Consider the following 22416-nt stretch of genomic DNA (forward strand, 5'->3'; position numbering starts at 1 on the left):
GGAGTAACTTCCTGTTTTTTTTAGCAGGTTCAAAGTCGTCACCACGGATTAAATCCCGGCTTTGATAACTTCTAAAGTTTAGTAAGACTCTACAATTGATATAACCATCAATTGTAGAGTCTTTTTTATTTTGCCCTGTTACTATAATCAATAGGTTTTATATCTATTTTTATTAGCTATTTTTCATTTTATAGTAATAAAACAGAGATAGTGCTTACACTATCCTACTTTGAGAAGGGGGACAATAATGAAAATATTTTATAATCAAACATCAAAAGAAGTGATGAGCACTCTGGGGGTTAATGACAAAGGACTAGATGACCTTGCAATAAAAAACAGGCGGGAAGAACAGGGCTTTAATGAATTAACTGAAGCTGCTAGAAAAAGTCACATACATGTGTTTTTAGATCAGTTCAAGGACTTTTTAGTATTAATACTTATAGGCGCTGCAATAATATCAGCCTTCCTTTCAAAGTTTGAGAGTACACTTGTTATAATTGTAGTTATTGTTATAAATGCGATTCTTGGAACTCTTCAGCACATTAAAGCAGAACAATCTTTAAAAAGCCTTCAGGCTCTTTCTTCTCCCACAGCCAAGGTTCTAAGAAATGGTCAAAAGCTAGAAATCCCTTCAAAGGAATTGCTGGTTGGAGATATCTTATATTTAGATGCAGGAGACTATGTAAGTGCTGATGGAAGAATAATTGAAAACTACAGTCTTCAGGTAAATGAAAGTTCTTTAACAGGTGAGTCAGAAAGCGTTTTAAAAACAACAAATATAATAAATGAGGATAATGTATCAATTGGTGATAAAAAAAATATGGTGTTTTCCGGAAGTTTTATAACCTATGGAAGAGCTGTTGTTTTAGTTACATCTATTGGAATGAAAACAGAACTAGGTAAAATAGCTAACCTTTTAGAAACTGCAAAGGAAAAGAGGACTCCATTACAAGTTAATTTGGATAACTTTGGTAAAAAACTTGCCTTTGTTATACTTGCAATATCAACTCTTATTTTCGCTCTCAATATATTTAGAGACTATGCAATTATTGACTCCTTCATGTTTGCTGTATCTCTTGCTGTTGCTGCAATACCTGAAGCCTTAAGCTCAATAGTAACAATAGTTCTAGCCATTGGAACCCAAAAAATGTCTCATGAAAATGCTGTTGTAAGAAAGCTTCATGCAGTTGAAAGCTTGGGAAGCATTTCAGTGATATGCTCAGATAAAACTGGGACGCTAACACAGAATAAAATGACTGTACAAAAGGTATATGTTGATGAAAAAGTATTGTCTCATGATGAACTTGACCATGATAATCTTTTGGAAAAGAATCTTGTACTAATGGCGCTATTATGTAATGATGCTGTAACTATTAAAGACAAAGAGATTGGTGATCCCACTGAAGTTGCACTTGTAAACCTAGGTGAATTATACGATTTGGATGAGCTAGATATCAGAAAAGACTATCCAAGAGCTTTCGAGGTACCCTTTGATTCCGATAGAAAACTAATGAGTACAGCAAATAAACTTAAAGACAAAACCTTTATGATAACCAAGGGTGCACTTGATGTACTTTTATTAAGGACAATAACTATTGTTACATCAAGTGGAGTTAAAACCCTCACTGATGATGATAAAACGGAAATTGAAAGGGTAAATAGGGAATTTTCTGAAAGTGGACTCAGAGTTTTAGCTTTTGCTTATAAAGAAATAGAAAATGGAAAAACAATTGATACATGCGATGAAAATGACTTGACATTTGTAGGTCTAATTTCCATGATGGATCCTCCAAGAGCGGAATCTAAAGTCGCAGTTGCAGAATGTATCAAGGCTGGCATTAAGCCAGTAATGATAACTGGAGATCATAAAATAACCGCTTCTGCCATAGCTAAACAAATAGGTATATTAAATAATGGATCTGTTGCTATAGAAGGCTATGAAATTGATTCCTTAAATGATGAAGAGCTTAAATCTAAGGTAGAAAATATTTCTGTATATGCAAGAGTATCCCCTGAACATAAGATAAGAATAGTAAGAGCATGGCAAGAAAGAGGAAATGTAGTGGCAATGACCGGTGATGGTGTAAATGATGCCCCTGCTTTAAAACAAGCAGACATTGGTATAGCTATGGGAATAACGGGTACTGAGGTTGCTAAAGATGCTGCTTCTATAGTACTTATGGATGATAACTTTTCAACCATTGTAAAGGCAATTTCCAATGGCAGAAGTATATATTCAAACATAAAAAATTCAATCAAATTTTTATTATCTGGAAATTCTGCCGCTGTAATCTCGGTGCTTTATACTTCACTTGCAGCGCTTCCAATGCCTTTTGCACCAGTGCACCTTTTGTTTATCAATTTGGTTACAGATAGCCTTCCAGCTATTGCAATAGGACTTGAGCCTCATAATAAAAATATAATGGATGAAAAACCTAGAAATATAAACTCACCTATATTAAATAAATCCTTTTCAATAGAAGTACTACTTGAAGGGTTACTAATTGCACTATGTACAATGACAGCGTTCCATATAGGATTATCCACCGGTGATACTGTGGTTGCAAGCACAATGGCCTTTGCAACACTGTGTTTATCAAGACTGCTCCATGGATTTAACTCTAGGTCACAAGAATCAATATTTAGAATAGGAGTTTTCTCAAATAAATATTTATGGATTGCCACTATATTAGGTTATTTACTTTTAGAATTTGTTTTAAGCTTTAAGCCATTTATGGGAGTTTTCGAAGTAGCTACTTTAACAATAACCCAACGTGCTATGATATATGGACTCTCCCTTATGCCTCTAATTCTTATTCAAATATATAAACTATTATTTGTAAGAGCTCATACGTAATATACTAAACTATACAAGGGACGGTTAATAACTTCTAGTAAAGTTATTAACCGTCCCTTGTATTTATAATTTATTATATCAGAATTTTCTATGCGGTGCTTTCTCTTAAGAAAGCACCGTTTTGCTTTCCATTTCCTTATCTTCTAAGAGCTGATTTGTATATAGTTTATAGTAATAACCTTTTCTTTTTAGTAGTTCTCTGTGATTTCCTGACTCCGTAATCTTTCCATTCCTTATAACAAGAATTCTATCTGCAGATACTATGGTAGAAAGTCTATGGGCAACCACAAAACTAGTTCTACCATTTAAAACTTTTTCTATGGCATTTTGTATCATTCTTTCTGTTTCCGTATCTATAGATGATGTAGCTTCATCAAGAACAAATAGTGCTGGATCTGCTACAATGGCTCTAGCAAAGGAAATAAGTTGTTTCTCTCCTGTGGATAGATTCCCTCCCCCTTCACCAACCTGCGTATCATAGCCTTTTTCTAGTTTACTTATAAACCCATGAGCATTTACAAGCTTTGATGCATTTTCAATTTCATCGAAGGTTGCATTAAGCTTTCCATATATAATGTTATCTCTAATATTTCCACTAAATAAATGTGGGCTTTGAAGTACATAGCCTACATTAGATTGAAGCCACAATAGTGATCTTTCTCTATAATCTTTTCCATCAATTAATATTTCTCCACTACTTGGTTCATAAAATCTACAAAGTAGGTTTACTAAGGTGCTTTTACCAGAACCTGTTTCTCCAACTAACGCTATAGTTTCACCTTTTTTCACTTTTAGGTTAAAGTTTTGAAACACCTTTTCTCCATTTTTATAGGAAAAGCACACATCTTTAAATTCAATATCTCCATGTATTTCTTCCCAGTTTTCTTGTTTTGCATTAAATAAATCTCCGTATTTTTCAATTACATCATTTTTATCCCATATATCTGGCTCAGTTTCTATTAAAGCTATAATTCTCTCTGCAGATGCTTGAGCATTCTGAAGTTCTGCAATGGTTCCAGCTAGCTGACTTACAGGGTCGAAGAACTGCACAGTATAAGCAATAAACATTACAAAAGTACCATAAGATAGCGATTGTGATATAACCCTATCCCCTCCTAGCCATAAAGCAAAACCTGCTCCTACGCTACCCATAGATATAACAATTGGAAGAAAGAGAGCAGAGAACATAGCTGCCTTAACTGAAGAATTTCTCATATTGCCTGCATCTTGTTTAAATTCGTTTAAGTTTTCTTCTTCACGAACAAGAGTTTTAGTAGTTTTAGCTCCAGATACCTCTTCACTAAAATCCGCAGTTAAATGTGAATTTAATTTTCTAACCTTTCTATATGATTTTAATATTTTTTTTTGAAAAAATATCCCTATTAAAAATAAGAATGGCACCACACTCATGCTTATAAGAGTTAGCTTTACGTTATTATAAAGCATTACTCCTATAAACCCAGTCATCATAACTATTGCCCACACCATATCAATTAATCCCCAGGATATTATTTCACTAAGCCTTGTTACATCTGAGGTCATCCTTGCCATAAGCCATCCCACTGATGAGTTATCATAATATGAAAAAGATAGCTGTTGAAGCCTTTTAAACCCAAGCTTTCTTATATGATAAGCCAAGTGCGTTTCAATTTTACCTGCATGCATTATAAATAATCTTACATTTAACGCTTGAAAAACAATTATGCAAAAGTAAACTAATGCAAATATTGTAAGCCCGTCTATAGTTTTCTTTGCTATAAAATTATCAATAGCATACCTTGTAAGTAGTGGCATTACTACATCTACGCCTGCCACACCTACCATTAGGAAAGCCAAAAATACAAGTCCATTTTTGAATTCTGTAAGATATTTAAAGAGCTTTCTCCATATACCTATATCTATTTTTTTAGTAGCTTTATTTTCATCTATCCTATCCATAATATCACCTGCCTTTTACTCATTAAGCACCTGCTTTTCATCCTTTATGGAATCTAACGATGTCTGTATATCCCATATTCTTTTATAGATACCATCCTTTTTAATGAGTATGTCATGGGTTCCTATGTCCTCAATCTTTCCATGATTTATTACAATAATTTTATCCGCAGCCATAACTGTAGAAATTCTGTGAGAGATTATGAAGGTAGTATTACTTTCACTTTTCTTTTTAAGTTTTTGCCTTATAACTCTATCAGTTTCAGTATCCACCGCACTTAGTGAATCATCAAATATCAATATAGGCATATTGTTTATAAGTGTCCTTGCTATGGCGACCCTTTGCCTTTGTCCTCCTGACAAGGTAACACCCTTTTCTCCTACAATAGTGTCATACCCCTTTTCAAAAGAAGATATAACATTATGCACATCAGCTACTGTAGCCGCATCATGAATTTCTATATCTTCAGAGTCTATCTTTGCCATTTTGATATTTTCCTTTATAGTTCTTGAATAGAGAAAAGGCTCCTGAAGCACTATTCCAACATTACTTCTCATATGCTTTCTTCCAATATCCTTAAGCTCTACTCCATCAACCTTTATAGACCCACTATTGTAGTCATAAAGTCTTAATAATAGATGCACTAGCGATGACTTACCTGAACCTGTTGGTCCAACAATAGCCACTGTTTCGCCTTTCTTTACTGTGAAAGTTATATCGCTTAAAATTTTATTATCTTTCTCGTATTCAAAGTTTACATTTTCAAAGCTTATATCACCTTTAATTTGTGGCTTAAGTGCTTTTCCATATTCTTGTTCTACGTGCTCTTCAAGAACATTCGTTATTCGCTTAAGCGAAACTGACATTTTGCCCATATCTGAAAGAATTCTACCCAGCTGCCTTACTGGCCATAATAACATTCCTTCATATGTGTTAAATACCACCAAACTGCCCAAACTTATTTCTCCATTAACTGCAAAATATATGCCCGATACTAAAACCAAACCAATTTGAGTCATACAAAGTATATCTGATGTAGACCAATAAATTGAATGTAGCTTTACTAATTTGAAATTTAAATCTCTATATTTCATATTCTCTTTTTCATATTTTTCAATCTCAAACTTTTGCCTTCCAAAAGCTTTAACCACGCGTGCTCCACTTATATTTTCTTGAAGCACTGAGGTTAGTACCCCCTCTTGTGCATCTGAGTGCTCAAAAGTATCCTTTATTTTATAAAAGAACACATATGAAAATACAAATATAATTGGTACTATTACCATGGCAATAATCGTCATTTTTTTATTAAGTGATAACATCATTAAAATTGCGAATGTTACTATAAAAAACGCTCTTCCTATTTCCACCATTTGCGTCGCAAAGAATTTTCTAACGGTATCTACATCTGACGTACATCTTTGAATAAGATCACCTGTTTCTGCTTTTACATGATATCCATATGGCAAATTCTGAATATGATCATACAGCTTAACTCTCATATTTCTTGCAATATTTTCAGCAGCGCGAGCAGAAAGATTCCCTCTTAGGAATAAGAAAACCCCTCTTATACATGTTAATATTACAAGCCCCAAAGCACATATCCATAGATTTCTCGAAAGCATACCTGTGCCACCTAATAGCATAACCAATTTTTGCATAGGTAATGGAACGTCCATTGGTTTATTTCCTATTATTGAATCTATTGTTACTTTTATAACCATAGGCTCCAGCATTGCTATGAAAGTAGCTACTGCTATAGAAATTATTGCTGTAATATATAATAATCTATTTCCTTTAGTTAACTTTAAAAGTTTTTTCATATAATTTGTCTCCTTGTAGCTGGGCCTATTTGATACTGGTTATTAATCACTTTTCATGTATATACTTTCTAGTCTCCTCTTCAGCGCTAGTATACGCTGTCCCCATTTTGCACCTAAACTCATCTGTGCTTGTGCAAAAGTCTGGAATACCCAATGTTTTTATAACTCCATGCTTAACTTCGGGTGTTATATAAGAAAATGTCATGTTTAATACATCATCATCTATTTTATTAAAATTTTCAAATTCTCTTTTTAAATCTTCAATAGTTTTTCTTGACCTACGGTGTATTTTTGCTTTTCGTTTAACCTTTTCACCTTCATTTCCACTTCTTAAAGTTCTCAAAGCTTGTAAAAATTCATCTTTATCCATGCCTCTCAGTTTTAAAATTACAAAGGGATCCTTATCAAACTCAACCCCAAGCATATAATGAACTGCAGCGATATGTTTGCATGGGTTTGCAACGTCTGAGCAGGAACACTGAGTTACTAAATGTATTTGTTTTTTGGGAAAAAGAGAAACTCCGGCTTCTTTAAAAGCTTCCTCTATATTTTCAGGCATTTCTCCATTTAAAAGTTTAGCGCAAAATATAGCTTTTTGCGACATAATCTTCATGATTTTTCCCCACTGCTGCTCCGAAAAACTATCAAGCTCCATATTCACTTTATAAGGTGTTAATCTGCTTCCCTGAACTTCTGCCTCAATTCTCCCCTTTGAAACCTCTATGCTCAGTACATTTCCACCTCTTGCATATTCTCGTCCACTGTCAACTCTAGAACTTATAGTAAAGCTCGAAATTGCGTTATTCCATTTTTTAGACCACCAATTGCTACCAAATTCATTTCTTATTCTTCCAGCCACAGGTTTCCACCTCCTTGCCAATGTCTATGTTTAGGTAACAATTATTAATTATCACCTTCGATGTTATCTATCAATTGTAATCTTTGTTGTCCTGCTCTAATGTAAAGAGTTCGTGAAGCTCCTCATTGCTCATCTCTGATATCCAGTTTTCATTTGTTGAAACTACACTTTCAGCAAGTGCCTGCTTCTTTTCTAGCATAACATCAATTTTTTCCTCTAAGGTTCCCATACATATGAATTTATGAACATGGACATTCTTAAGTTGCCCTATTCTAAATGCCCTATCCGTTGCTTGATTTTCTACAGCAGGATTCCACCATCTATCAAAATGAAATACCTGATTGGCTTTTGTTAGGTTTAACCCAAGTCCACCAGCCTTTAAAGATAATATAAATACCATAGGCTCATTACCATCTTCTTGAAAAACATTAATTAGCTCTTCTCTTTTCTTTCTGCTGGTTCCTCCATGTAAAAATAGTGTTCTTACCCCTAGTTTTTTCTCAATTTCTGATTTTAAAATATGTCCCATTTCCGCAAACTGCGTAAATACAAGCGACCTATCCCCTTCTTCTATAACAACTTCCAGCATTTCTAGAAGCCTTTCAAGTTTTCCAGAGCGTCCTTCAATGTCGCCATCGTCCTTTAAAAATTGCACAGGGTGATTACAAATTTGCTTGAACTTTGTTAATGAAGAAATAATAAGTCCCCTACGCTGAATACCTTCTGATTCATCAATTTTATTTATGCAATCATTTACCACAGCTTGATATAAAGTAGCCTGTTCCTTTGTTAAAGCTGTATATTCCTTAGTCTCTATTTTTTCTGGCAAATCTTTGATAATATTTGTGTCAGTTTTAAGTCTTCGTAGCACAAATGGAGCAATTATTTTTTTTAGTTTATTACTTTTTTTAGAATCTCCATCCCGCTCTATAGGAACTGCAAATTCACTCCTAAATGTTGACCAATTATATAGATATCCTTTATTTAAAAAGTCCATAATAGACCACAAATCTGAAAGTCTATTTTCAACCGGCGTTCCTGTTAATGCAACTTTATATTCCGCTTTAAGTTTTTTTATATATTGAGTTTGTTTGGACGCGCTATTCTTAATATTTTGAGCTTCATCCAATATAATCCCTGCCCATTCTTCTTTTTGGAATAACTCCTTATCCCTTACCATTAGCGCATAAGTTGTAATAACAACCTCATTTTTATGTATTTCCTCGCTAAAAGTTTCATAACTCCACCTACTATTTCCGTGATGAATTGCTGATTTAAGATTAGGTGCAAACTTTTCAATTTCTTTTTCCCAATTTCCCACAACAGACGTAGGACATATTATTAAAGTAGGTTTATCCGTTAACCCCTTTTCTCTCTCATAAAGCATAAGACATATACTTTGTACAGTTTTTCCAAGCCCCATATCATCAGCAAGGCATGCCCCTATACCATGATTTCGCAAAAAAGTTAACCAGTAAAACCCTCTTTTCTGGTATTCACGAAGGGTACCTCTAAATCCTAATGGAATATCAACTTCTTCTATATTATTCAAATTAAACAATTTCTCAAAAAAATGCCCCACAGCTTCTTGATTATCTATATTATCAACAGTAACTCCTGGAATTATCTCCTCATCACTTAAGTTGAGTCTTAATAATTCTCCGACAGGAATCTTCCCATTTAACCCTTTATTCATTTTCATCTTGGAAAGTGTTTTAATTTGATGTATATCAACCTGTACCCACTGACCCCTTAATTGAATAAATGGTATTTTCAAATTTGAAATTTTTTCAAATTCCTTCTCACTTATCTCTTCTCCATTTAATGCCAATTTCCAGTCGTATTCAAGAATAGTATCCATATTGAATGTACTCTTTACTGCTAAATTAGTATTTGTAATGTGCTTTTTATCCTTTAGCTTAACAGAGATCCTTGAAGGTTTTTTCCACCAGGCTGGTGCAATAATACCAAATCCTTTTTCTTTCAAGAAATAAGCTGATTCTCTTAAAAATGAATAGGCTTCCTCCATAGATAGCTTGCACTCTATGGGTACTGCATCATAAAGACTCCTTTCAATAGGAATAAATACTTTTGAGGCAACTGCTAAATCCTCTAGAAGCCTTTCTTGGGGATTATTAAATTTTTTATTTAAATAGGTTATTGTATCCACAGATTCTTCAAAAATCATTTTTGCTGGTAGCACAAGGCTAAGATCATCCTTTGCTTGAAGCAAATATTCAATTGTCCACTCCTCTTCTCTTGTAGGTGGAATAACTTTGAAACATGTACGGAATTGAAAATTATTATTTTTAATTTTTATAGGTTCTATCCATTTCTTATACTCATTTAGCATTTTAACCTGATCACTTGTGTCTATCGGTATCTCAGGCAATTCTGAAAAAAGAGAATGCATCCAAGTACTACTTAAATTATTAAAATCATACTCTAAGTAATCATTATCTTTGTTTATTTCGTTACAACTACTTCTTACCATACTGTCAATCATAGAATCCATAAAATTACTTACCAGTTTATTACTATTTGTGTATATGAATTGCTGATCATCTAAATGAAAATATGCCTTACACTCTGTAGGCATATTACTACATAAAACCTTCTTTTTATCAATATACTCAGGATCGCTTGTGTGCCATCTCCACTGAGAATTCACTTTTTTCTTTGCTCTATCGATGGTTAAAGAGGGTAAATACTTATGCTTTATAATTAGCTCAGCAGTAAACTTTGCCACTGTAATCCAAAACTTTATTTCCCCTGATAACTCTATCTGCTTCGTACAGTCTCTTTCTATATTCAAAATCAAATTAAATGAATCTAAATTACTAAAAGTAATACCCCTAATTTCTCTTTTTAGAAGTTCCTTTTTTATTGCATCATATTTATATTTCCCATGTTTTATATCTATTGCTGAATTATTTGTTTTGCTACGCAATTCTACAACTGAAGCCATTTTTTCATATAGTGGAAGTGCATTTTTAGGCTTTCTACCTCGTCTTGTGCACTTAGTTTCTCCACTCTCGCCCCACAATATAAATGTATGCATACCTTCTGTAGTTTCTATCCATCCGCCATTTAATATCAATTTTACTTCACCCTCTAAATAATGCTGTTAACATTTTACTATATACTATATAGTTTACCATATTTTACTGGAAACTTTCACTTTTATATTCTATTTTACTATTTTTAAATTTAACTTGTTACTTAAAGCTTTATTTTAACATTTAAAAGTAAAGTTATGGACATTTTGCTTGAAATATAAATATAAATATTTATTCTAAAATGCTATGTTTATACCTATTTGAAAGTGAGTAAAAATATGAATAATAATATACTATTAGAATCTGGAACTGGTGAACTTGAAATACTAGAATTCATCATAAATAATAAACACTATGCAATTAATTCACTAGTTATAGAAATATTATTTTAGACAATAAAATAATATTATTACTGGTTTTAAAAAAAATAGTTACTAATATTAGCCCTCATTATACTATAATTATAACCGATATTAAAATAACTCAGATGGATATTTATCCTATATACTTGTAAAAGCTGTGAAAGTCAAGTTCACAGCTTTTACGATTATATTACTACATCTACTATTTCATCTCCATAATCATTCAAACTTTCTTCAAAACATTCAATAGTTCCTCTGTATATTGATCTATTAAAATAGTCATTATTATATAAATCAAAATTATCAACAGAATATCCTATAAGATTTTGTACAATATATACAAGTTGTTTACCATATAAATCCATACAACCCTTTGGGTTAACTCCCGGCCAAGCATTACAGCTTACTACTGTTCTTCGATTAAGTGATTTCAAACACTTTGGTATAGTACTATACTCGTCATCAGCAGGGTAAATAACAATTTTATCTAGTGTTCCATGTGGTACACCTTCTATTGCCTTTACTTGAATAGGAAAAACATCTGATAAATAAGGATCTGATGTTAAATCTAAAATTATAGAATGCTCCTTTAAATATCCTAATAATTCATTACTGACAATATACTCTGTTGCATCATCCCTAGTAGTTGCATCTACTAAAATATCCGTATTTTTTAGAATTTCAATCATATGCTTTTTATCATCAGTTATATTTCTAGGTAGCATCTTAACAAGTACACCTTTAGTTTTTTCCTTAAGTATATCTTCATTTGCTTTGTTATTCCCATATTTACCTGCCAGTCTTGCTGCGGTTAAACCAACCCGTCCCATTCCCATTATACTCACAATTATAGGTTTTCTTTCTTCAATGCAAGTATTTTTATAGTTTTTTGCCAGTTCAGTAAATGCTGCATTAATTCCATTTCCTGAAGTTCCCTCATAATCTACAACAATTCTTTCTGAAAAATCATTTCTAATAGAATCCATAGAAACAGCAAATATGCCTTTTTCTTTAAGCTTTTCTACTCTGGTAGCTCTAGTTGGATAATGGAGCATACTTAATAAAATACTTCCTTCTTTCATATAATCAATTTGCTCAAACTCTGGAGATCTTAAAACTACAACTATATCTTTTTCATAAGATTCTTTATTAGATACAAATTGTATTGTGCTATTCTTATTTAAATAATCTTCCTTTGTATAACCTAAAGCCGAACCATATCCTTCTTCAAGAAATATTTTCACTTTTTCCTTTTGAAGTATATCAAAAAATGTTGGCAAAAAATCTCTTTTCTCATTTATTTCTTTATGCATTCTTGGAAAACCTATAGTTTTCAATATTATCATCCTCCTTGTCTTTCTCTTCTTTTGTTTAATTCATTTTTTTGAAAAATTGCAGAACCAAAATAGTTGTTATTTTAAAATAAAATAACACCTTTATCCTTCTTAGTTTTATTTTTTTGTTTTTGAAAAATAGATGTACTAATAATTGAATTATATTTTGAAAGGCTTTAAAATTTCAAAGTATTAATTTTAAAATTGTATTATGAAGCAGTGTGAGACTGAGTGTTACTAACTTTTTGACAAGTAACAATCTGCATTGTATAATTAAGTTGTTACTTACTGTAATTTGATTATACAATGCAAATTGCAAGTTTGCAATGTTTATTAGGAGGTTGTGTTAATTTATGAAGTATTTTTTAGATAAGTATATTAAATATCCAAATTTCGATTTTGTTTTAACTATAGATTGTGAAGGATACAATTTCGATAAAAATTTAAAAAGCAATGTAATGAATTTAGAGAGGCTTTTAAAATTAAATTCCGAGAACAATATATATACACTTTTATTCATAACTCCGTTTTTTGCCGAAATGATGAATGAGCTAAATCTAATAGAAAAGATAAAAAATAATTATAAAGTTATATTTGGCCTTCATATTCATCCAAATAATTTGCCAGAACATATAGAAAAGCTTTGTCCATTTATAAAAAGCGATGAAGATTTAATATCCTACTACCCTTATGATCAGCAAAAGATTATAATAAAGCATTGTTACGAATATATTTCAAAAATAGGAATTGAGCCTATTGAGGCTTTTCGTGGAGGATATTTTTCAATAGATGATAATACATCAAAAATATTATCAGAGTTAACTAATATAAAATATGAATCTCACAATATTTATAGACCTCAGTATAAAGTAACAAAAAATATATTAACTTCTTTACCTGTCTACGCACAAAATGAGAATGAAGAGTTAAGACTCGAATACTTTAACATTGAAAAACTTTCAGAAATATTAAAAAAAGGAATCAAGGAAAATAAAACACTGTTTGGAGTAACTCATAGTTACTTATTAGATCCAAATGATTTTCATTATAAGCGTGATAACATAGAACCAAATATTCATGAAAGAATGAAGATTTTAATAGATATTATAAATAAACAAAAATAAACAAGCTATTAGTTGTAAAATATATATTTTACAACTAATAGCTTGTTTATTTTTCAAACATTCCCTTAACCAAAACCTTATTTTCATGAATCATTGTTATACCCTTTGCTACTACAGTATTGATATTTAAATCATCTTCATTAACTACAACAATATCTGCATCAAAGCCAACCTTTAAGTATCCTTTTGTTTTCAGTTTTAAGTGTTCTGCAGGATTTGATGTTATTACACTAATTGCATTTTCTATACTAACATTTTCATTAATTATAGCATCTCTTACCTCTTTATATAGCGAATCACATCCCCCAATCTTAAGACCAATACATTCGCCTTTATCATCGAAGTCTGGAAGGCTTCCTTGTCCATCTGAAGTAAATGTTATATTCTTAATATTAACACATCCCTCAAGCATAATTCTAAGACCAGTGCTGCATTTCAGTTCTCCTTCTTCTAGAAATTTTTTTGTAGTACTTGTCGTTAAATCAACATACCCACCATTTTTTGCATATTCTAAACCTTTTTTAAATAAGGATGGATTCCTATTTATATGTGTTGGAATAATTTGAGTTAGCGGTATATCCGTTTCTTCAGCTAACCTATCCAGATAGTTAAGTTCATCCTTACCATCACCCATATGAACATTTATGATTCCTGCTTTTCCAGATAACATCCCAGCTACTCTTGCATCTCCTACTAATTGTGAGAACTGTTCAAATGTTGGATTGCTTGATCGATGGTCTGACAGGGCTACTTCTCCAACACCTATAATTTTATCAATTAAAATAATATCTTCTTGCACATTTCCAGTTATAGATTTAATCGGTATCTTATACGATCCTGTATATATGAATGTTGATACTCCTTCTTCTTCAAGGGCTCTTGCCTTTGCAAGTAAAGACTTCACATCTCTTGATATACCATCAGTCCCTAAACACCCAATTACTGTAGTTACCCCTGCAGTTGTTAAATCAGATAAATTTATTTCTGGAGTTCGGGTTTTAAATCCACCCTCTCCTCCTCCTCCTAAAATATGGACATGCGAATCAATAAATCCTGGGAATAATAATTTTCCATATGCTTCTATGACTTTAATTTCTAACCCACTATTTTCTATATTAATACTATCCTCTATAAGCTCTATTTTATCACCACATATTAAAACATCTTTCTTTCCCATATACTGTGGCGAGTATACTTTTCCTCCCTTAATTAACGTTAACATGCTAATTCTCCTTTCATTATAAGTATTTTAGTAACCTATTGCTACAGCCGTAAACATTACAATTGAAGATGTAACAAATAATACACCTTGAAATTTCATTTGGAATTTTGCCCATTTACCCCAGTCTAATTTTGCAACACCTAATACAGCCATTAGACATCCTGAAGTTGGAACAATTAGGTTTGAAAATCCATCACCTAATTGGAACGCCAATACTGCAACTTGTTTGCTTACACCTACCATATCTGCAAGTGGTGCCATGAGTGGCATTGTTATAGCCGCTTGACCTGATCCAGAAACAACAAAGAAGTTAAATATCGCTTGGAATATATACATAAACCATGCATTTAATCCTGAAGAAAGCCCACTAAGTGTAATAGCCATACCATTAAGCATAGTATTTAGAACAGAGTTAGTTACAGGAGACGAATCTCCAAGTACTAAAATAATACCCTGTGCCATACCTACTACTAATGCAGCTCCAACTAAGTCTTTTGCTCCTTCTTTGAATGAAATTGAAATATCGTTTACACTCATATTGTTAAGCTTAAATATTACAGCAATAATACCTGAAACAAGTCCCATGGTAAAAAATACTGTTGCAATTTCCGGAATATAGTACCCGTATTTAGTAACCCCATATACAACCCATACCATTCCGAGTACTATGGTAACAAGCACTAACTTATGTCCAAATGTAAAATCAATATCCTTAAGCTCCTTTTTTTTGAAATCCGTTCTATAAAAGCCGTCTGATTCATATGCAACTGATAATAATGGATTCTTTCTTATCTTTTTAGCATAAAACCAAATATATGCGATGCCTAATGTAGTGAAGAATACCCATAAAACTATCCTAAATCCTGCACCAGATAAAATAGGTATACCTGCGATACCTTGTGCAATGGCCACATTAAATGGATTCATCCATGATGTAGCAAACCCTATTTGAGTTGCACCATAAGTAATCATAATACCAACTATTGCATCATATCCCATGGCTATTACTAATGGAATAATAATCATAGCAAATGGAATTGCTTCCTCCGACATACCAAATACAGCACCTCCCAATGAAAACAATAAGAAGATTAATGGTATAAGTATAACCTCTTTCCCTTTGGTTTTACTTATCATTGAAAGAATACCTTCCTCAACAGCGCCAGTTTTTAATATAATTCCAAATGAACCACCGACTACTAAAATAAATGCTATAACACCTACTGCACTTCCCCACTTGTCTCCTTTTACAAGACCCTCAAATATATAATTAAGGAAGCCCATCTCTCCACCACTTGCAAATAGTTTAACTCCTTTTTTTTCTCCCGTCGAAAAAAATTTACCAAATTCCTGTACTATCTTAAAAGATACCTTATCATCTTTTTTTACTTCTAAAGCCTTAGCCTTGCCCTTATTTATTTCACCTACTGGTTCGTCTTTGCCTTCTTCAATTAATAAAGTTTTTTCACCTGAAGAGTCAATAATATAATTTTGGTTATGTACCTGAAAAGAAGCTTTTTGCCCATCTGCAACTTCAACAATTTTTTTGCCATTAGCATCATAAGCTTTATAATTAATCTCAAATCTGCCTACAGGCATGATATAAGTTAATAGTGCCGCTAATAAGACAACAAAGAATACGATTACATAAGTGTCCGGCATTTTAAAATCACAGTTTTTCTTTTTATTTTGCACCATTATGATTCCCCCTTTAATTCATATGTTTTATATAGTAGCAATTTATATGCCAATTTATATTTTTGTTAAATTGAGTTAATTGCATATATACGTTAGTCATAGTCTCAATTATTTTTATAAACTAAAAATGAATGGTGACCACATAGCATCCAATTATGCTTAATGGTCACCATTCATTATAATATATCTTTAAATTATCATATTAAATTTTATTTTATTTTTGTAATACTACTTTTTCACCTAACTCTGTAAGGCATGTACCTTTTTTCCCTTTACCTTTTACAATTAAGCCCTTTCTTTCTAACCTTTCTAATCTAGTTCTAACCATTGATTCGCTCATATTAAAGTTATTTTTTTTACTTTCTTCTGAAATAATCTTTCTTCCTACAATTATTCTTTCATTACTCAATTTATGTACCTGCATTAGTATATACTTAAGTTCCCTATCTAAATAATCAATAGTTAAACATGAACTTTCATTAATTTTAGTATCATAATTTTGAAAGAAACTTATATCTGGCAGTTCATTTAATGTTATAGTATCACTATCTCTTATAGCAAGCATATAGTTTATTGTATTTCTAAGTTCGCGTACATTCCCGTACCAATCATATTTTTTTAGTATTTCAATTACATCACATTCAATTTTAATCTCTTGTCTGCTTTCCATGTTTAGGAAACATTTCAATAGCGGTTCTATATCCTCTTTACGATCACGTAGAGGGGGAATTTTAAGGTATCCTATTTTTAATCTGTAATATAAATCTTTTCTAAATTGGCCTTCTTCTATCATTTTAAACAGATCTCTATTAGTGGCTACTATTATATTAACATCTACAGGTATTATGCCATTACCGCCTATCCTCATAACTTCTTTCTCTTGAAGCACTCTGAGTAATCTTATTTGAACTTTTAATGAAATATCTCCTATCTCATCCAAAAAAATAGTCCCCCCATTTGCTTGCTCAAATAAACCGGGTTTTCCACCCTTTTTTGCACCTGTAAATGCTCCATCTTCATACCCAAATAATTCACTTTCAATAAGCTCATCAGGTAATGAACTACAATTTACGGCGAGAAACGGTTCTTTTCTCCGTCTTGAGCTTTTATGTAGAGCACTAGCAAAAAGTTCTTTTCCCGTACCATTCTCTCCTTCAATTAATATAGTTAAATCTGTTTTTGCTAATTTTCTTGCTATGTTTTTTGTTTTTTGCATATTTGAATTATCACTTATAATATCATCAAAGGAATATTTAGCAACCAATCCTTTTGTTATAAGATTTTTTTCCTTGTTATCATTTGTTGTATCATAGTACTTCTTAAATACTGCTACTGTATAATCATTATCATCAATTTGAAATTTATTAACCGATATATCTATCCCCTCTAAATTAAACCCTTTTTCACCAAATTCTGTATTATCCATAAGGTATTCTAAAAGTTTTTTATTATATACCACATTTTTGAGTCTTTTACCTACTAATTTATTACTATTTATTTTTAAACTGCATTTTAGATCTTCATTTAATACATTTATTATTCCATTTTTATCATATACAATTAACCCTTGATGAAGTCCATCAATAACATAATTAAGATGTGAATTCATCTTGATTATTTTATTATTATATTTACCTAATTTTTCTGCAATGCTAATTATTTTGAAAAGATAATTTTGAGAAAATACAAATGATTTTTTTTCTAATAGATCTAGCTTAACTAAAATTTTTATTATAGTAGTAGGATCCATTATTCTTGGTCCTATATCATATTTTTTTTCTATAAAACCAGGAATTTTATCTGTCTCCCCTGGAGTTATAGCGATTTTTATTCTTTCATTAATTTCTAAGATTCCTGGATAATATGGTGCGCATTTAATGTGGTCAATACCCAATTCCTTAAATATTTCTATCGTTTCATATGTACTTTCTTTTAAATCATTCACTAAGAGCACTTCGGTATTTTCCGGTATTAAGAATATTTCATCAATATGGTCATAATTTATAGTTCTCTTTGCAATAATGATATCACATTTAGTATTTAACAAACCCTTTTCAATTAACTCCCGCTTAACAATTTCGCCTGAAAGAATTACCAAATCATTTTCTATAATGTCATGAATTTTGTTATTTTCTATAGCATAGCTTTTTACATATTTGATATCTATGTATTCTTCAAGTTGCTTTAACAAAGCTATTTTTGTAGATTCAGAGCCTGCGACTAAACTTATACCTCTAATCATATGTATTCCCCCAATATGTATTAAATAATATATATCATATTATACACTACTTTATAAACAATCTAGTATTCCATAATATAAAGCTTAAATATCAATTTGAAAAAATCGAAATTTAAGCTTATATTACAGCTATTTCGTTGTTTGATAATATTATTTAATTAATCTATTTACATATTACTTTTTAATAGGAAAATAATTTTCAGGGGTTTCATCATTAATAACTTTAAATTCATATCCATTATCTTTATAGAACTTTATAACCCTAGGTAGTGCCTTACATGTGTTTTTATGCATATAATCACAATGCATAAGCAATATTATAGGATGCTTTGTAACGGTATTTTTCGTAGCTTCTGTATACATCTTATTAGCGGGAGCTTTAGCATTTATTCCATCAGACATAGTAGCATTCCAATCATATACTTTAAAATTATAGCTATGAAGTTGTTCTAAAAAAGCCTTAGTTAAATGTTTACTACTACCAGACGGAAATCTTATTATTGTTGGATTAGTTCCTATAAGTTCATTAATTTCTTTCTGAGTTTGTAACATTTCAGATATAAACCCTTTTCTACTGGGGTATATATTCTTATATTCATGCGTATAAGAATGCAGACCTATATTATGCCCTTCATTATATATTCTTTTTACTATAGCTTCTTGACCTTTAATTTGATTTCCTATAAGAAAAAAAGTAGCCTTTACATTATTCTCTTTAAGTATATCCAAAACTTTATCTGTCATAAAACTAGGTCCATCATCAAAGGTTAAATATATAATTTTTTCATCTTTTCTATTTGCTATAGAATATCCTGATGCTCTTTGACTACCTAATAAACAAGAATTAACAGATAAATAAAATATCCCAAGGGATAAAACTATAAATCTAATTAAACATTTCTTTTTCACATTATTTCCTCCTTAAATTTAATAAAACATATATTGTTCATTAAATTTATTTTACCCTAAGTAATCTATATAATAAGTGGAACTTACTGTATTGTCCTAAAAAAATTGTGTTATCTTAACTTATTGTATACAAACATATAATAAATTAGGTATACTAATTACTATAATTAAATTCCATATGTATAGCAATCATAATTTATGTTTTATATTATCCTTGTAGACCTTTTCGGTAATTTACTAAATTTGTATTTAAAGAGGCAAAACATGAGCAATGCATCAATTCCCCATTGCACCGCAGTAATCCACCATACCGCTGTAATTGGGTATTTTAAAATATAAATAATATAAAATGTTAATGGTAATCTAATAATCCAACTTGTAAAACAACAAATAAAAAATGGGCTTTTAACGTCTCCTAACCCCTTTAATGCACCAGCAAAGACTACCGATATACCTATAAACGGTTGCTCTACTGCTCCGATGGCAAGACATTTCCCTGCTAAATAAGCAACCCTCTTTTCATTTTCATTTACAAAAAACTTTACCAGAATGTTGGACATAAATAAGAATATTATTGCAAATATGCTCATCATAAATACAGCATAAAAAACACAATTATACGCAGTTATTTTTGCTTTTTTATAATCTTTTTTCCCTATATTAAGTCCTACTAAAGTAATAACTGCGATTCCAAATCCAGTACTGGGCATAACTGAAATTCCTTCTATCATATTAGCTATTTCATCCGCTGCATAGGAAACGCTTCCAGAATGAATTATAATGGCAACACATATCAATTTGCTTATGCTAAAAACTGTTTCTTCCAATGAACAAGGAATGGCGAGTGCTAATATTTTTTTGACATCTCTAAAAGTAATACTGAAAATAAAAAAGGGTTTAAACCTAATTTTAGACTTAAAAACAGTATAGTAAAAGGACAAAATAAAACCACCTAAATAAGCAATTATAGAAGCTATAGCCAACCCTTCTATCCCCCTTGCTTTAAATCCAATACCAAAAATTAATAAGTAATTAAAAATCATTTTAAAGGAAATTACAATTAAGGAGCATATGAATGGTATAAAAGTGTTTCCGTATCCTATTAAAATAGAATTTAAAAGCCTCATGTTCATACAAAAAAACATAGCTATAGAGTTAACTTTTATAAATGAATATCCTATTTCTAAAATTCTATTTCTAGCTCCAAGTATATAAAGAAGCTCTTTTCCAAAATTAAAAATAAAAATTGTAATAATTAAACAAAATATAACACCTAAAATTAATCCTATTGCTGCGAATTTTTCAGCGGTTTTATACTGCTTTGCACCTACCAGTCTAGAAACTAGTGAAACAATACTTATACAAAAACCTCCTGAAACAAATATTCCTATAAATGCATTTGTTAAATTATTACTTAATCCCACAGCACTTACTGCTACATTCCCGCCATATTTGCCAATCATCATCAAATCAAAAATGGACATTAATGTATATACTGTTATCTCCGCAACTACAGGTAAAGAAATATTAAGGACTTCATTTGTTGTATCCCTATATGCCATACATAATCTACCTCACAAAAATTAATTGCCATTATAAAGTATATTAGCTAACTCTGTTTTGATGAATAATTCTTCGACATTTAACAATAATTTATTTTTAAATTTTGCAAGAAATCTTAATAATGTGGAATACTAAATTAGTATTTATTTTATTATTGATTTAAATAGATTGGAGGTGTATCAATTCATGAGAAAAAGCACTAACCGAATTCGTATTTCTATTATTATTTTTCCACTTATTTTATTGTTGTGTTTATTTTACTATAAACCAGATACTTTTTATATAAATAAAGACACTGCTATTCCTACAATAGCTTTAATAGATTCTGATAAAACTGAAGTTACAAAAACACTCGAAGATATTTATAAAGAACGTTGCTCCATGTTTATTACTAAAGATCTTACTAATCTCCCTAATTATTTTGATACCTCTCAAAAACTTGGGAAATGGAGTTTAGAACATGAAGTAAAAAGATTAAGTTATTTTAATGATTGGTCAAGTCAAAGAGATATGAATTTTATAAAAGTTGAATCTACCCCCAAAGTTAGAAAAATAACTAGTACCAAAAGAGGTATTCGCTTATTAGTGGATGAATATTACAAATTTCAGTATTCTTATAAAAATGATATAGCACCCACTACAAATGTTTTTGGAGTAGGATTAACACACTCTATTGAATTAATCAAAAAAGAAGGGAAATGGGTAGTTTATTCCGATTGGTATTTAGATTGCTTTGAAGATGCATTAAAATCTTATTTAGGTGAAATAAAAGACGTTAAACTTAATGCTAATAAACAGCCTATTTATAAGCTGGATAATTGCCCTAAAATGTCATCTGAATTAAAAGTTATTACCAAAGGTCATTATGACAAAATAAATGCTGTTAAATACGCAGATAAATACTGTGGAATACCATGGGCAAGTGGAAATTCAACAAAATATAATAAAAGGTACACAAACTATACCGGTATTGGTGGAAATTGCACAAATTATGTATCTCAATCAATGGGAGATAAAGAGGGTGGTGGCCTAAAATTTGATGGCACTTGGAACTGTACTTACAAAAAATATGACGGAGCCGACGGAAGCTCGGCATGGGTTAATGCTGATGCCTTTAAAAATTATTTGCTTTATAGTGGCAGAGGAAAACTACTAGGAAAAGGGACATTTAAGGAATTAATTTCTCCCATTTCTGGTTATCCATGTGGTGCAGTACAAAAATTAGATATAGGCGATCTTATATGTTATGCCAAAGGTAGCGATATAGATCATTTTGCTATGGTTACCGGTTTTGATTCTCATGGTTATCCTCTTGTTAATACTCACACTATTGATAGATATCATGTACCTTGGGATTTAGGTTGGGGCGATAAAAATATTAATTTCTACTTAATACATGTCAAATAGTTTTAAACTCATATTCATTATTTT

The 22416-nt window shown here is 31.1% G+C and carries 13 protein-coding genes and 1 pseudogene; 4 read left to right on the forward strand and 10 right to left on the reverse strand.

Annotated elements, in window-relative coordinates; translation table 11 throughout:
* Positions 1–247 precede the first annotated feature (247 nt).
* On the forward strand, positions 248–2857 hold the full coding sequence (locus KTC94_RS07730) for a cation-translocating P-type ATPase (RefSeq protein WP_220319917.1): 2610 nt from the start codon (positions 248–250) through the stop codon (positions 2855–2857).
* A gap of 105 nt (positions 2858–2962) precedes the next feature.
* Here KTC94_RS07730 and KTC94_RS07735 read toward each other — a convergent pair whose 3' ends face one another.
* The 4 genes from KTC94_RS07735 to KTC94_RS07750 form a co-directional block, all read right to left on the reverse strand.
* Positions 2963–4795: an ABC transporter ATP-binding protein gene (locus KTC94_RS07735; RefSeq protein ID WP_216302715.1), complete on the reverse strand. Its 1833-nt coding sequence runs from the start codon at positions 4793–4795 to the stop codon at positions 2963–2965.
* Positions 4796–4810: 15 nt separating this feature from the next.
* On the reverse strand, positions 4811–6613 hold the full coding sequence (locus KTC94_RS07740) for an ABC transporter ATP-binding protein (protein WP_220319916.1): 1803 nt from the start codon (positions 6611–6613) through the stop codon (positions 4811–4813).
* Positions 6614–6659: 46 nt separating this feature from the next.
* Entirely contained in the window at positions 6660–7472 is an 813-nt protein-coding gene (locus tag KTC94_RS07745; protein WP_216302713.1) for an SWIM zinc finger family protein, read from the reverse strand.
* Positions 7473–7542: 70 nt separating this feature from the next.
* The gene (locus KTC94_RS07750) at positions 7543–10572 is read right to left on the reverse strand and encodes a DEAD/DEAH box helicase (protein ID WP_220319915.1); all 3030 of its coding nucleotides are present in this window, start codon (positions 10570–10572) and stop codon (positions 7543–7545) included.
* Positions 10573–10809: 237 nt separating this feature from the next.
* On the opposite strand from KTC94_RS07750, the pseudogene KTC94_RS07755 reads away from it, so the two are divergent.
* Positions 10810–10911: pseudogene (locus KTC94_RS07755) on the forward strand (chemotaxis protein CheV); the annotation flags it as partial.
* A 167-nt stretch (positions 10912–11078) separates the two neighbouring features.
* Here the strand turns inward: KTC94_RS07755 and KTC94_RS07760 are convergent.
* Positions 11079–12230 (reverse strand): alanine dehydrogenase, encoded by a 1152-nt coding sequence (locus KTC94_RS07760; protein ID WP_220319914.1) that lies wholly within the window; start codon positions 12228–12230, stop codon positions 11079–11081.
* A gap of 350 nt (positions 12231–12580) precedes the next feature.
* Here KTC94_RS07760 and KTC94_RS07765 point away from each other — a divergent pair, with 350 nt between their 5' ends.
* Entirely contained in the window at positions 12581–13351 is a 771-nt protein-coding gene (locus KTC94_RS07765) for a hypothetical protein (RefSeq protein WP_220286454.1), read from the forward strand.
* A 46-nt stretch (positions 13352–13397) separates the two neighbouring features.
* On the opposite strand, the gene iadA is transcribed toward KTC94_RS07765, so the two are convergent.
* From iadA to KTC94_RS07790, 5 genes are all read right to left on the reverse strand, one after another.
* Positions 13398–14573 carry a beta-aspartyl-peptidase gene (gene iadA / locus KTC94_RS07770; protein WP_216302709.1) on the reverse strand — a complete coding sequence of 392 codons (1176 nt, stop codon included), beginning with the start codon at positions 14571–14573 and terminating at the stop codon, positions 13398–13400.
* A 27-nt stretch (positions 14574–14600) separates the two neighbouring features.
* Positions 14601–16271, reverse strand: a complete 1671-nt coding sequence (gene yfcC, locus KTC94_RS07775) for a putative basic amino acid antiporter YfcC (RefSeq protein ID WP_258280750.1) — start codon at positions 16269–16271, stop codon at positions 14601–14603.
* 214 nt (positions 16272–16485) lie between these two features.
* Positions 16486–18513: a sigma 54-interacting transcriptional regulator gene (locus KTC94_RS07780; RefSeq protein ID WP_220286455.1), complete on the reverse strand. Its 2028-nt coding sequence runs from the start codon at positions 18511–18513 to the stop codon at positions 16486–16488.
* Positions 18514–18687: 174 nt separating this feature from the next.
* On the reverse strand, positions 18688–19422 hold the full coding sequence (locus tag KTC94_RS07785) for a polysaccharide deacetylase family protein (RefSeq protein ID WP_304518708.1): 735 nt from the start codon (positions 19420–19422) through the stop codon (positions 18688–18690).
* 203 nt (positions 19423–19625) lie between these two features.
* Complete coding sequence (locus KTC94_RS07790) at positions 19626–20984, reverse strand: MATE family efflux transporter (RefSeq protein WP_220286456.1); 1359 nt, start codon at positions 20982–20984, stop codon at positions 19626–19628.
* Positions 20985–21171: 187 nt separating this feature from the next.
* On the opposite strand from KTC94_RS07790, the gene KTC94_RS07795 reads away from it, so the two are divergent.
* A complete protein-coding gene (locus tag KTC94_RS07795) occupies positions 21172–22392 on the forward strand; it encodes an amidase domain-containing protein (RefSeq protein WP_220319913.1) in 1221 nt (406 codons plus the stop codon).
* Positions 22393–22416 lie beyond the last annotated feature (24 nt).

The organism is Clostridium sp. CM028 (assembly GCF_030585565.1).
Taxonomy (GTDB): domain Bacteria; phylum Bacillota; class Clostridia; order Clostridiales; family Clostridiaceae; genus Clostridium_AD; species Clostridium_AD estertheticum_B.